This window comes from Actinomyces howellii (assembly GCF_900637165.1).
Classification (GTDB): Bacteria; Actinomycetota; Actinomycetes; order Actinomycetales; family Actinomycetaceae; genus Actinomyces; species Actinomyces howellii.
Genome location: NZ_LR134350.1, coordinates 865,718 through 878,336 on the forward strand (window position 1 = coordinate 865,718; position 12,619 = coordinate 878,336).

11 protein-coding genes are annotated in these 12,619 nt (G+C 73.7%); 1 reads left to right on the forward strand and 10 read right to left on the reverse strand.

Going from position 1 to position 12,619, the window contains the following annotated elements:
- Window positions 1–65: 65 nt before the first annotated feature.
- The 9 genes from mraY to dinB all read right to left on the reverse strand — a co-directional run bounded on the left by mraY (window position 66) and on the right by dinB (window position 10,650).
- Window positions 66–1,154 carry a phospho-N-acetylmuramoyl-pentapeptide-transferase gene (gene mraY, locus EL245_RS03650; protein ID WP_126381906.1) on the reverse strand — a complete coding sequence of 363 codons (1,089 nt, stop codon included), beginning with the start codon at window positions 1,152–1,154 and terminating at the stop codon, window positions 66–68.
- Entirely contained in the window at window positions 1,151–2,602 is a 1,452-nt protein-coding gene (locus EL245_RS03655) for a UDP-N-acetylmuramoyl-tripeptide--D-alanyl-D-alanine ligase (protein WP_408608396.1), read from the reverse strand. The genes mraY and EL245_RS03655 overlap by 4 nt, the downstream gene beginning before the upstream one ends.
- Window positions 2,603–2,640: 38 nt before the next feature.
- Window positions 2,641–4,227, reverse strand: coding sequence for a UDP-N-acetylmuramoyl-L-alanyl-D-glutamate--2,6-diaminopimelate ligase (locus EL245_RS03660; protein ID WP_126381908.1), 1,587 nt, complete (start codon window positions 4,225–4,227; stop codon window positions 2,641–2,643).
- A gap of 140 nt (window positions 4,228–4,367) precedes the next feature.
- Window positions 4,368–6,239, reverse strand: coding sequence for a peptidoglycan D,D-transpeptidase FtsI family protein (locus EL245_RS03665; protein WP_126381909.1), 1,872 nt, complete (start codon window positions 6,237–6,239; stop codon window positions 4,368–4,370).
- Complete coding sequence (locus tag EL245_RS03670) at window positions 6,236–6,715, reverse strand: hypothetical protein (RefSeq protein ID WP_126381910.1); 480 nt, start codon at window positions 6,713–6,715, stop codon at window positions 6,236–6,238. Before EL245_RS03670 ends, EL245_RS03665 begins: the two co-directional genes overlap by 4 nt.
- Window positions 6,712–7,833, reverse strand: a complete 1,122-nt coding sequence (rsmH, locus tag EL245_RS03675) for a 16S rRNA (cytosine(1402)-N(4))-methyltransferase RsmH (RefSeq protein WP_408608386.1) — start codon at window positions 7,831–7,833, stop codon at window positions 6,712–6,714. Before rsmH ends, EL245_RS03670 begins: the two co-directional genes overlap by 4 nt.
- 371 nt (window positions 7,834–8,204) lie before the next feature.
- Window positions 8,205–8,636, reverse strand: a complete 432-nt coding sequence (gene mraZ, locus EL245_RS03680) for a division/cell wall cluster transcriptional repressor MraZ (RefSeq protein ID WP_126381912.1) — start codon at window positions 8,634–8,636, stop codon at window positions 8,205–8,207.
- A gap of 284 nt (window positions 8,637–8,920) precedes the next feature.
- Window positions 8,921–9,298 (reverse strand): DUF3040 domain-containing protein, encoded by a 378-nt coding sequence (locus tag EL245_RS03685; protein WP_126381913.1) that lies wholly within the window; start codon window positions 9,296–9,298, stop codon window positions 8,921–8,923.
- A gap of 92 nt (window positions 9,299–9,390) precedes the next feature.
- Entirely contained in the window at window positions 9,391–10,650 is a 1,260-nt protein-coding gene (dinB, locus tag EL245_RS03690) for a DNA polymerase IV (RefSeq protein ID WP_126381914.1), read from the reverse strand.
- Window positions 10,651–10,851: 201 nt separating this feature from the next.
- On the opposite strand from dinB, the gene EL245_RS03695 reads away from it, so the two are divergent.
- Window positions 10,852–11,598, forward strand: a complete 747-nt coding sequence (locus tag EL245_RS03695) for a spermidine synthase (protein WP_126383974.1) — start codon at window positions 10,852–10,854, stop codon at window positions 11,596–11,598.
- 86 nt (window positions 11,599–11,684) lie between these two features.
- Here the strand turns inward: EL245_RS03695 and EL245_RS03700 are convergent, their stop codons facing one another.
- A complete protein-coding gene (locus EL245_RS03700) occupies window positions 11,685–12,614 on the reverse strand; it encodes a PAC2 family protein (RefSeq protein ID WP_126381915.1) in 930 nt (309 codons plus the stop codon).
- Window positions 12,615–12,619 lie beyond the last annotated feature (5 nt).

A 12,619-nucleotide genomic window follows, 5' to 3' on the forward strand; every position in this document is an offset into this window, starting at 1 on the left:
CGTGTGTGCCCGTGCCTGGCGGGCGGGGAGGCGGTCGGTCCCGGCCCCGGCCGTCGAGGTCGGGGTCAGGACACGAGGTACTCGGCGTAGAACAGCCCCAGTCCCACCACGACGCAGGCGCCGGCGATGATCCAGAAGCGGATGACGACGTTGACCTCGGTCCATCCTCCCAGTTCGAAGTGGTGGTGCAGCGGCGCCATGCGGAGGACGCGGCGACCAGTGGACTTGAAGGACAGGACCTGGATCCCCACGCTGAGGACCTCGGCCAGGAACAGCCCGCCGATGATGACCGCGAGGAACTCGGTGCGCGACAGGATCGACAGCCCGGCCACGGCACCGCCCAGGGCCAGCGACCCCGTGTCCCCCATGAAGATCTTGGCCGGGGAGGCGTTCCACCACAGGAAGCCGAAGCAGGCCCCCATGAGCGCGGCGGCGATCATCGCCAGGTCGCGTGGGTCCCGGGTCTGGTAGCACAGGGTCGCCACGGCGTCGCCGTGGCCGTAGGTGCAGGACTGGTTGGTCTGCCACACCCCGATGAGGGTGTAGGCGCCGAAGACCATGGCCGAGGACCCTGCGGCCAGGCCGTCGAGGCCGTCGGTGAGGTTGACCGCGTTGGACCAGGCGGTGATGAGGAAGTTGGCCCACACGACGAACAGGACGAGCCCGAGCCCGGCGCCGGCGAAGGCCAGGTCGATGGTGGAGTCCCGGGCGAAGGACACTCGGGTCGAGGCGGGTGTGAGCCCGTTGCGGTCGGCGAAGGCCAGGGCCGCCACCGAGAAGGTGATGCCGATGAGCGCCTGGCCGACGATCTTCTGCCAGGCCCGCAGCCCCAGGGAGCGCTGCTTGGAGATCTTGGCGAAGTCGTCGACGAAGCCGATGAGGCCCAGGCCCACGATGAGGAAGAGCAGGAGCACGCCCGAGGCGCGCGGGGTGCGCAGCTCGATGAGGTTGGCCACCGCGTAACCCAGCACCGTGGCCACGATGACGACCATGCCGCCCATCGTCGGGGTGCCGCGCTTGGTCAGGTGCTGCTGCGGGCCGTCCTGGCGGATGAACTGGCCGTACTCGCGTCGGTGGAGGAAGCGGATGAGCAGCGGCGTGCCCAGGAGGGTGACGAGCAGGCCCACTGCGGCGGACAGGAGGATCGCGGTCATCGGTCGGTGGCCTCCTTGAGGTGGTCGGCCACGCGCCATGCGCCTGAGCCGAGGGAACCCTTGACGAGGACGGCGTCGCCGTCGAGCAGGAGGGCGTCGATCGAGGCGACGGCCTCCTGTGCGTCAGTCATGAGCACGGTGCGCGCTCCGGCCCGGGAGGCCTCCTCCAGGGCGGGGCCGGTGCCCGCGCCGATGCCGACCACGAGGTCGGCGCCCACCTCGCCGGCGGTGCGTCCGGCCAGGGCGTGGTCACCGCGGGAGGACTCGCCGAGCTCGAGCATCTCGGAGATGACGACGACCGAGCGCCTCGTCCCGGCCACCACGGGCAGGGAGCGCAGCGCCGCCGTCATCGAGTCGATGTTGGCGTTGTAGGAGTCGTCGATGAGCAGGACCTGTCCGGCCGGACGCTCGACGGTCCCGATGTCCATCCGGTGGGGGCTCTCGATGCGCGCCTGGGCCAGCGAGGCGACCAGGCCCTGGGGATCGGCGCCGGCGGCCAGGGCCAGGCCGAGCGCGGCCAGGGCGTTGGACACGTTGTGGGCGCCGGGCAGGGCCAGCGTGACGCGCTCGGGCGCGGGCAGTCCCGGCAGGTGGAGGTCGAAGGAGGCGCGCGCCCCCTCCCCCAGCTCGACCCCGGTGGCGCGCAGGTCGGCCTCGGGGTCCCCGGCCGCGGAGAAGGTGAGCACCTCGGCCGGGGCCAGCCCCGCCATCGCCAGGGCACGGGGGTCGTCCCGGTTGAGCACGGCGGTCCCCGTGGGCTCCAGGCCGCGCAGGATCTCGGCCTTGGCCGCGGCCACGCCCTCGACCGAGCCGAAGCCGCCCATGTGGGCGTGGCCGACCATGAGCACCGCGGCGGCGTCCAGGGGCGCGATGGCGGTGAGGTAGTCGATGTGGCCCGGGCCGGAGGCGCCCATCTCGAGCACGAGGTAGCGGGTCGACTCCTCGGTGCCCAGGACGGTCATCGGCAGGCCGATCTCGTTGTTGAAGCTGGCCACCGGGGCGACGGTCGGCCCCTGGGCCGCCAGAAGCTGGCGGGTGAGGTCCTTCGTCGTCGTCTTGCCCACCGAGCCGGTCATGGCCACGACCGTCAGCCCGGCGCCGCGCCGACTGGCGCGCGCTCGCAGGTCCACCAGGTGGGCGCGGGCCAGTGCGCCGAGGGCCTCGACCGTGCCGGGGACGACGAGCAGGGGGAGGTCCTGCCCGCCCCCGTCGCGCTCGAGGGAGGCTCGGGCCGCCTGCGGGTCGGACACGAGGGCGGCCCCTCCCCCCGCCCGGGCGACCTGGGCGATGTGGTCGTGCCCGTCGGTGCGCTGGCCGGCGATGGCCACGAACAGGCAGCCCGGCCCGGCCTGGCGGGAGTCGGTGACCACCGAGGTGATGGCAGGGGCGGCCGCGGGACCGGCCTGGACCGAGGCCGCTGCGTGCTCGATCGGGGCGGCGCCGACCATGTCGGCGACCTCGGGAAGGGAACGGGGGATCATGGGTGTCAGCTCCTGCCCCACTTGTCTGCGACCGCCTGGCGCATGACGGGGGCGTCGTTGTAGCGGATGAACTCTCCGGCGGCCTCGAGGAACGGCTCGTGGCCCTTGCCGGTGACGATGACGGTGTCCTCGGGCCCGCACAGCTCGACACCGCGGCAAACCGCGTCCCCGCGCCAGGTCGTGACCTCCTCGACGTCGACCAGGTCAGGACGGACCGAGCGCACGCCCTCCAGGACGGCCGCGCGGATCGACCCGGGGTCCTCGGAACGGGGGTTCTCGTCGGTGACGACGAGCACGTCGGCCAGGCGGGCGGCGACCTCACCGAGCATCGGGCGCTTGCCCTCGTCACGGTCGCCGTCGGACCCGAAGACGATGATGAGCCGCCCTGGGGTGATCTGGCGCACGGCCGTCAGGGTGAGCTCGAGGGCGTCGGGTGTGTGGGCGAAGTCGACGATGCACGTGCCTCGCACGCCGTCGCGCTGGCAGACGCGCTGCATGCGGCCGGGGATGTCGTGGGCCGCGGCCAGTGCGGCCACGGCCGTGTCCGCGGGGACGCCTGCACGGATCGTCATGACGAGCGCGAGCGCCGCGTTCTGCACGTTGACCAGTCCGGGCAGCGGGCAGGAGGCCGTGATCAGCTCCCCCTGCGGCCCGTGGAGGACGAAGGTCGTGGCCGCGTCGGTCATCGAGACCTCGGCGTCGGTGACCCACCAGTCGGTCTGCGCCTGGCCGGGATAGGCCCTCAGCCTGTCGACCTCGATGAGGCCCGCGTCACGGACCCGGGCGGCGAGGGCCTGCCCCCACTGGTCGTCGACGCAGACCACGCCCCTGCGGGCGTGCTGCGGGGTGAACAGGGCGGCCTTGGCCTCGAGGTAGTCCTCCATGGTCTGGTGGAAGTCGAGGTGGTCGCGCTGGAGGTTGGTGAATCCCGCGACGTCGACGACGGTGCCGTCGAGCCGGTGCAGGACGATCGCGTGGCTGGAGGCCTCGAGGGACGCACCGCCCACGCCCTCCTCGAGCGCCAGCGCCATGAGCCGTTGGAGGACGGGGGCCTCGACCGTCGTGCGCGGCGACTCCACGGCCAGGTCCCCGACCCGCAGCTCGACGGTGCCGGCGATCATGCAGCCCCCCAGGTGGGCGGACAGGATGGCGTGGACGAAGTAGGCGGTCGTCGTCTTGCCGTTCGTCCCGGTCACCGCCGTCGTCGTCAGGCCCCGGGCGGGGTGGTGGTGGACCTCGGCGGCCAGCGGGCCCGCCATCGCCCTGGGGTCGGGGTGGGTGAGGACGGGCACGCCGGGCGCCTCGCGTCGCACGATCCGGGCGCCCTCGGTGTCGGTGAGGACCGCCACCGCACCCGCTGCGACCGCCTGGGCGGCGAACTGCGCCCCGTGGGTCCTCATCCCCGGCAGCGCGATGAAGAGCTCGCCGGCGGCCACGTCCCCGGAGTCCACGCTCACGCCGACGACCTCGGGGCCCGCGCCGGTCCCGGGGTCGCCGGCCAGCTCGAACCGCTCGGCCAGCGCCCTGAGGCCCGTGGGCGCAGGGTGGCGCGGACGCAGGGCCGCTGCGGACTCGTAGGCGTGGGTGCTCATGGTTCCTCAATCTATCGCGACCGGGCGGTCGGCTTAGTCAACCGGGATGCTAGCGCAGGAGGCGATCCGCCGAGCCCTCGGGGATCGTCGTCGCCGGCGGGGCGAACCGTGCGCAAGCACACACCCGGGGTCCCCCGCCCTCAGCCCTCGGTTCCGGCTCCGGCCCCCTCCTGCGCCTGGGTTCCGGCGCCCTCCTGTGTCTGGGCGACGCCCGCCTCCTGCGCGGCCTGGGCGGCCTCGGCGTCGGCCTGGTCGGCGGCCTGGGAGGCGATGACGCCGGGGTCGGGGGCGATGCCCAGGGTGTGCATGGCGGCCAGGGCGATCTTGCGGAACACGGGGGCGGCCACCGTGCCGCCGTAGGTGCCCTCGGGGCGGTAGACGATGACGGCCACGGCGATGGCGGGGTCCCGCGCGGGGGTGAAGCCGACGAAGGAGGCCACCGTCCCGTCCTCGGTGAGGATCTCGGTCGTGCCGGTCTTGCCCGCCACGAGGTAGCCGTCGATGGAGGCGGCCTCCGCCGTGCCGCCCTCCTGGGTGACGCCGATGAGCATCTCGGTCAGGGTCTGGGCGGTGGCCTCCGAGATGACCCGGTCACCCAGGGCGGGGTCCTGGGCCGTCTCGACGCCCTCTGCGTCGATCCAGGCGTCGATGACACGCGGGTGGACCATGACGCCCTTGTTCGCGACCGTGGCCAGCACCTGGACCGCCTGGAGCGCGGTGCCCGCGATGCCCTGGCCGAACATCGTCGTGTAGCGGGTGCGCGCGTCCCACTCCTCCACCGGGATGACCAGGCCCGCCGACTCCCCCGGCATCTCGATGCCCGTCGTCGAGCCGTAGCCGAAGCGCACGAGGTAGTCGTGGCGCACCTCGTCGGACAGCCTCTCCCCGATCTGGACGGTGCCGACGTTGGAGGACTCGGCCAGCACCTGGGAGCTCGTGAGGACCTGAAGCGGGTGCTCGTGGGCGTCACGGAAGCTCTCGCCGTTGGAGGTCGTCCACGTGAAGGGCACGGTCCACTCCTCGTCCGGGTCGAGCACCCCCTCCTCGAGGGCCGAGGCGAAGGTGATGACCTTCCCGACGCTGCCGGGCTCGAAGACCGCCTGGACGCAGCGGGCGTACCGGTCGGCCTCCGGGGTGGCCCCGGGGTCGGCGGGGTCGACGGTGTGGGAGTCGGCCAGGACGAGGACCTTACCGGTGGCCGGCTCCATGACGACGGCGCAGCCCCATACGGCGCCCTGGGCGGCGACGACCTCGTCGACGGCCTCCTGGGCCAGGGCCTGGAGGTCGGGGTTGAGGGTCGTGCGCACCGTCGCCCCCGGGACGGCGGCGACCTCCTGCTGCTCCCCGGTGGGGATGATCTCACCGGTCTTGCCGATCTCGACGCTGCCCTTGCCGTCGGTCCCGGTCAGCACGGTGTTCTGCGTGTTCTCCAGGCCCGCGCTCCCCACGAGCCGCCGCCCCTGGTCCTCGTAGGTGAACCCCAGGACGTTGCCTGCCACGGTCCCGGCAGGGTAGGTGCGCCGGGTGCGCTGGTCGGGCTCCACCCCGGGGATGGCCAGCGCCTTGATCTGCCGCCACGTGTCGGGGGCCACCGCCTCGGCGATGACGACGTAGGTGGAGTCCCCGACCATGGCGGCCCCCAGCTCCTGGGGGTCGAGGCCGAGGATCTCGGCCATCTGCTTGGCGGCGGCGGCGGGGCCGTGACCGACGACGACGGACTCCGTGCGGCCCGTGGCCGGGTCGACCTGGTCCTCGACGTGCTCGTACTGGGCGATCTTGACCTGGTTGACGCCGATGTCGTACGACACCGCCGAGGAGGCCAGCACCGTGTCGTCCCGCCCCAGGATGTCGCCCCGGGGGGCGCGGTTGACCCAGGTGACGGTGCGCTCCACCTTCGCCTTGGCCGCCAGCTCGGGTCCTGCCACCGTCTGCAGCCACGCCGTCCGGCCTGTCAGGGCCACGAAGCCTGCGAGCCCGAAGGACTGCAGGACGCGACGACGGCTCGGGTTCACGGGCTCTGCTCCCCCGGCTCGGCTGCCGGAGCGCCGCCCGCCACGGTCGAGCTGTTGAGGTCGACGACGCCCGGCGCCGCCGCGGGCACCATGCCCAGCTCGGCGGCACGCGCCGCCAGGGCGTCGGGGGCGGAGACGTCCTGGACGTCGGCGCGCACCGTCTCGATGTGGTCGTTCAGGACGTTGAGCTCGACCTGGGCAGCCTTCATCTTGAACGCCGTGTCGGCCATCTGGGCGTTGAGGACCATCGAGGCGATGAGCGCTCCGGCCAGGATGACGACGACCAGGAGGAGGAAGGGCAGGGTGGCCCGTGCCGGGACCACGCCGCGCACGACCCGCAGCTCGGGGGCCTCGTGCTGGTCAGCGGGACGCGGGCGCGCGACGGGCTCGGTGCGCACGCGGCGGGCCCGGGCGGTCGCCCCGTCGGTCAGGGAGCCCCAGGAGGGGGTGGCGCTGCGCTCGGCTGTCGTGGTCATCGACGCGTCCTTCCACGTGTGTTCTTGCTCGGGTGTCGTGCGCCGTCGGCGCGTTGCGTGCTGTGAGGGGCCGGGGCCTGGGCCGCGGGCCGGGTCCGGGCTGCGGCGCGCAGCCGGACCGGGGCGCTGCGCGGGTTGGCGGCGAGCTCGGTGGCCTGCGCACGCTCCGCACCGCGTGTGAGCAGCTCGAGGTAGGGCTGGGCCTCGAGGGGGACCACCGGCAGGCCCTCGGGCGCGCGGGGTGAGGCTCCCGCGGCCAGGGCCTGCTTGACGACGCGGTCCTCCAGGCTCTGGTAGGACTCGACGACCAGGCGTCCGCCTACCCGCAGGGAGTTGAGCGCCCGCGGGATCGCGCGCTTGAGGACCTCGAGCTCGGAGTTGACCGCGATGCGCAGGGCCTGGAAGGTGCGCTTGGCAGGGTTCCCGCCGGCGCGCCGCGCGGCGGCGGGAACGGCGGCCCGCACGAGCTCGACGAGCTCGTCGGTCGTCCTGACCGGCTGACCGGCCCGGCGTCGGCGCACGATCTCGGAGGCGATCCGGGAGGCGAAGCGCTCCTCGCCGTAGGTGCGCAGGATCCGCGCGAGCTCACGCTCCTCGGCGGTGTCGAGCAGCTCCTGGGCGGTCGTGCCACCCGACTGGTCCATGCGCATGTCGAGCGGGGCGGAACGCGCGTAGGAGAAGCCGCGACCGACCTCGTCGAGCTGGAGGGAGGACACGCCCAGGTCCATGAGGACCGCGTCGACGGTGCCGTCCTGACGTGACGAGGCCGAGCGCGCGACCTCGTCGACGTGGTCGTAGGTGGTGCGCACCGCGCTGAATCGCTGACCGAAGCGGGCCAGTCGCTCCCCGGCCAGGGCGATGGCCTGCGGGTCGCGGTCGATGCCCACCACCCGCAGGTCCGGGAAGCGCTCGAGGGCGGCCTCGGCGTGTCCTCCCATGCCCAGCGTGCAGTCGATGAGCACCGCGCCGGGCGCGCCCCCGGCCTGGGGGGACAGGGCAGGGGCGAGCAGCTCGAGGCAGCGCTCGAGGAGGACGGGGGTGTGCCGACGGGCGGCCGGCACCGCGCCGTCGTGGCCCTCAGGGCCCTTGAGCGGCTGGCACTGCGCCGTCGGGCGCATGTCACCCATGGTGCCTCTGGCACACGAGTTGCGTGTGGGGCTCATGTTGCCCTCACCGGGGGTGCACTCCACCCGAGTCCTCCTTTCGTGTCGTTCCCAGTCGATCGATCCCGGGCCCGTCTCGGCCCGCCCCAGCCCATCTGGGCCCATCTGGTCCGTCTCAGTCCGTCTCGCGGCGCCTGCCTCGCCGGGCCTCCTCGGCTCCCGGTCCCGGGGCCGTCCCGCCAGGACTCCTCCCGCAGGTTCCGGCGCCGGGGAAGAGGCGTCGGACGGTGCGGCGGGCGGAGACCTCACGGGGCGGAACCGCGGGTTGCTCGGCGGCAGGATGTGGTTGTCGTCGGTGCGGGCCGTCGTGGCCGCGTCGGAGCAGGTCAGAAGAAGCCCGGGATGATCTCCTCGGCGGTGTCGGCGAAGACCTGCTCCTGAGCGGAGAGGTAGGCCTCCCACGCCCCTGCGTCCCAGATCTCCACCCGCGCCCCGGCGCCGATGACCGCCAGGTCGCGTGTGAGCCCTGCGTAGGCGCGCAGCGGGGCGGGGAGCGTGATGCGCCCCTGCTTGTCCGGGATCTGGGAGTCCGCGCCCGAGAGCATGACGCGCACGTAGTCGCGCGCCTGCTTCTGTGCCAACGGCGCCTCACGGAGCTGGGCGTACATGCGCTCGAACTCCGCGGTCGTGAAGGCGTAGACGCAACGCTCCTGACCTCGGGTCAGGACGATCCCACCGGCGAGCTCGTCACGGAACTTCGCCGGGAGGATGAGCCGGCCCTTCTCGTCGAGCCGGGGGGCGTGGGTGCCCAAGAACATCGGGCGTCACTCCCTTCCCCCTCGACGATCCAGTGCGCCCCACATTACTCCACTTCCCTCCCTTTCCTTCCACCTCGGCGCGACCCTCTCGGTCACGACAGCGGAGACTCCCCTGTTTTCCGCAGGATTCCGCGGTGGATGAGAGTGGAGGAACGGGCACGCGGAGCATGTCCCGGCGTGGCGCGCGCCGCCGGCACGACGAGGCCCCGTCGACCCACGGCAGTGGGGACGGGGCCTGGAGGCGCTCGGGTGGAGGAAAGTGGAGGACCTGTAAGGGCCGGGGCTCAGCGCTCGGTGTCGCGGCGGCGCTCCCAGCGCTCGGCCTGGCGGTCCATGAAGGACGACGTCCTGCGCGACCCGCTCGAGGGAGAGGAGGACTTCGGGGAGCCGACCCGCGTGAGCATGAGGGTCACCCCCCACACCGCCAGCGCGAAGCCGGCGACGCCCAGGCCAATGGACACCGGGCCGTGGCCGACCGCGACCCCGGCGACGACGACGGTCAGCCCGACCAGGACGAGGGCGACGCCGGCACCGATGTGGCGCGGGGAGGGACGGCCCACGGTCTCGACCCGGTCCATGGTCTGAGCCAGGGACGGGTCCTCGCTGTGAAGCTGCTGCTCGAGGTCGCGCAGCACCTGCTGCTCCCGCTCCGTCAGTGCCATGGAGCACCTCCCCTTCCTAGGACGCGCCCGGAGCCGGCCGACCTGCGTCGTCGGCCGTCGCCTCCCCCGGGGCACCTGTCCAGGATAGGCGCTCAGCGTGACCTGTGGGAAACCGGATCGGGTCCGGATCCGGGCGAGCGGGAGGCGGTCAGCAGGCTCGCGGGCGCCAGCGCCGAGAGCCCCCACCGGCTGCGCACCGCGTCGGCCGCCCGCTCGGGGGCCCCACGGCGCGGGTCGTCGTCGAGGCCGAGCTGGACGCCGTCCTCGAGACGGGACAGCCCCTCAAGACGCACGCCCAGGAGCCGGAAGCCGCCGGGGGGCGTGGGGAGGGCCTCGAGGAGGGAGTCGATGACGCCGAACACGTCCCGGGCCAGGTCGGTGGGCGCCCCCAGGGTCCGCGAGCGGGTGACGGTCGTGAAGTCGGCGCCGCGGGCCTTGAGGACGACCACCCTCGCCCGCAGGTCCGCGGCGCGCAGGCGGGCCGCGCACTGGTGGCACTGGTCGAGCAGGACCCGACGGGCGTGGGCGCGGTCGGTGATCGTGTCGAAGAAGGTCGACTCCGTGCCCACCGACTTCTCCTCGCGACCCGGGCTGACGGGGCGGGGGTCGATTCCGTGGGAGAGCCTGCTCAGGTGCCTGCCTGCGGCGGGGCCGAGGATCTTCTCGAGGCGCCGCACGTCGGTGGCGGCGAGCGTGCGCACGTCGGTGATGCCCCAGCCGGCCAGCACCTGGGCGCTCTTGTCGCCCACGCCCCACAGGGCACCGACCGGCAGGACGTCGAGGAAGTCCTGGGTGGCCTCGAGCGGGACGAGGAGCATCCCGTCGGGCTTGGCGTGGGAGGAGGCGATCTTGGCCACGAACTTCGTGGCGGCCACGCCCACGGAGGCGGGCACGCCCACCCGCGAGCGGATCTCGGAGCGGATCCACTCCCCGATGCGCACGGGCGAGCCCATCCGCCGTCGGGAGCCGGACACGTCGAGGAAGGCCTCGTCGACGCTGACCTTCTCGACCAGGGGGGTCACCTCCTCGAGCACCCCCATGACACGGCGGGACACGGCGGAGTAGAGCCGGTGGCGCACCGGCAGGACGACCGCCTGGGGGCAGCGCCGGTGCGCCTCGGCCATCGACATCGCCGAGGAGACCCCGTAGGCGCGCGCCTCGTAGGAGCAGGCCGACACCACCCCGCGGCCCGAGGTCCCGCCGACGATGACGGGCCTGCCGACGAGCTCGGGGTGGTCGAGGAGCTCGACGGAGGCGAAGAAGGCGTCCATGTCGACGTGGAGGATGGGGGTGGCGGAGTCGTCCTCCCCCCAGGACCTGCGGGCGGCCTGTGACCGCGGTGCCCTGCTCATCGGCTGTCTGCCCCTCCCCTCGGCGGCCTGCCTCCACGATAGCGCCCGGTCGCGACGCCTCCCGGCGCCGCGACCGCCTCAACCTGGCGGAGGCCGGGCTACCCTGCCGGTGTGGCACGCAGGCAGGAGCGCTCCCGACGCACGCGCACGGCAGGACCGGGCACCGGGGCCAGGTCGCTGGCCGACCTGCCCACCGGTCCGGTGCCCACGAGCCTGGCGACCGCCGAGCTGAGGGCCCATGACTCAGGGGTGCTCCTCCTGCTCGACGGCACCGAGTCCTCGTGGATCGACCTGGCGGACCCGGCCCACCTCGACTTCGAGTACCACCAGCAGATGGACGCCGCGCTCAACGCCCTGCACGGTCCCGGCGGCGCCGTGCGGGCGGTGCACCTGGGCGGGGCCGCCTGCGCCCTTGCCCGGGCCTGGGACGCCACCCGCCCGGGCTCGTCCCAGCTGGCCGTCGAGATCGACGCCCTCCTGGCCCAGCAGGTGCGCCAGTGGTTCGACCTGCCGCGCGCGCCGCGCCTGCGCATCCGGGTGGGCGACGCCGTGGCGGAGGTCCCGCGGCTGCGCGCCGGGGAGTGGGACGTCGTCGTGCGCGACGTCTTCTCCGCCGGCGAGGTCCCCCGGACCTGCCGCAGCCCAGGCTTCCTCGGCGGGTGCCTGCGCGCCCTGGCGCCGGGCGGGCTGTACCTGGCCAACACGAGCTCGGTGCCGCGCGCGGCGGCAGGAGCCGACCTGGAGGCGGCACGCGAGGTCTTCGGCGGCCTCGTCGTCCTGGCCGACCCGGCGGTCGCCCGGGGCAGGAGACGCGGGAACCTCGTCATCGTGGCGCGCGCCGAGGCCTTCGACGGCTCCGAGACGCAGGCCCTCGACCTGGCGGTGCGACGCCTGCCCCTGCCGGTGCGCGCCTGGGCCGCCGACGACCCCGCGCTGCCCCGCCCCTGAGCCCGCCGGGCCGTCCGGAACCGTCCGGAGCCGTCCGGAACCGTCCGGAACCGTCCGGAGCCGTCCGGAGCCGGGCCAGAGGCTCCTCAGTCCCGCGGGCCGGGGTCGAGGCGACCGGGGTCGTCGGCCTCGTTGGCCTCGAGGAAGGCCTCGAGCCGGGCACCGATCTCCTCGGCGCTGGGCAGGTCGACCCCGGTGCCGCCCTGCGCCGCGGCGACCCCCGCCTGCGGCGCCATGGCGTCGTACTGGGCCTCGAGGGCGGACACGACGGCAGCGACCTCGGGCTGCTTGGCCGCCTCGGCGTCGATCTCGGCCCGGTTGACCGCCGCGGCCGCCTCCAGGTCGCCCACCGGCAGGGCCAGGCCGGTCCCCTCGGCCACGGCGCGCAGGAGCGCCGAGGCCCCCTGCGGGAAGTTGTCCCGCGCCACGTAGTGGGGGACCGCCGCGGAGGCGCCCCTGGAGTCGAGCCCGGCCTGGCCCAGGCGCAGCTCAAGGAAGGCGCTCATCGAGCCCGGGAGCTCGACTCGCCCGAAGACCTCCGGCTGGGAGGGAAGGAGGTCGGGCTGGGAGCCGTGGAGGTGGACGTAGGTGGGGCGGGTGTGCGGGATGGCCATGGGGATGCCCCCCACGCCCACCGCCTGGGTCACGCCCATCGACAGGGCCAGGTGGGTGACCGCCTCGGCGAACTCCTGCCACCGGTAGTCGGGCTCGGCACCGTGCAGGACGAGCAGCTCCTCGCCGTCGTCGTCCTGGACCAGGTCCAGGACGAGCTCGGGCATGGCCACCTCGCTGAAGGTGTTGGTGTCGAAGGTCATGTACGGCCGCCTCGCGCGGTAGTCGACGAGACGGTCGACGTCGAAGGTCGCCAACCGGGAGTGGGGCAGGGTGAGCAGCAGCTGCTCGACCGCGAGGGATCCCGCGTGACCAGCGTCCATCGCGCCGTCGAAGTGGTGCAGGAGGACGCGGGGGGACACCGGCTCGTCGGCCGGGTGCTCCATGGTGTACAGCGTTCGCATTGCTC

Coding starts and splice junctions, on each gene's coding strand:
- mraY (WP_126381906.1), bottom strand. CDS start 1,154: ATGACCGCGATCCTCCTGTCCGCCGCAGTGGGCCTGCTCGTCACCCTC.
- EL245_RS03655 (WP_408608396.1), bottom strand. CDS start 2,602: ATGGTCGGCGCCGCCCCGATCGAGCACGCAGCGGCCTCGGTCCAGGCC.
- EL245_RS03660 (WP_126381908.1), bottom strand. CDS start 4,227: ATGAGCACCCACGCCTACGAGTCCGCAGCGGCCCTGCGTCCGCGCCAC.
- EL245_RS03670 (WP_126381910.1), bottom strand. CDS start 6,715: ATGACCACGACAGCCGAGCGCAGCGCCACCCCCTCCTGGGGCTCCCTG.
- rsmH (WP_408608386.1), bottom strand. CDS start 7,833: ATGCGCCCGACGGCGCAGTGCCAGCCGCTCAAGGGCCCTGAGGGCCAC.
- mraZ (WP_126381912.1), bottom strand. CDS start 8,636: ATGTTCTTGGGCACCCACGCCCCCCGGCTCGACGAGAAGGGCCGGCTC.
- EL245_RS03685 (WP_126381913.1), bottom strand. CDS start 9,298: ATGGCACTGACGGAGCGGGAGCAGCAGGTGCTGCGCGACCTCGAGCAG.
- dinB (WP_126381914.1), bottom strand. CDS start 10,650: ATGAGCAGGGCACCGCGGTCACAGGCCGCCCGCAGGTCCTGGGGGGAG.
- EL245_RS03700 (WP_126381915.1), bottom strand. CDS start 12,614: ATGCGAACGCTGTACACCATGGAGCACCCGGCCGACGAGCCGGTGTCC.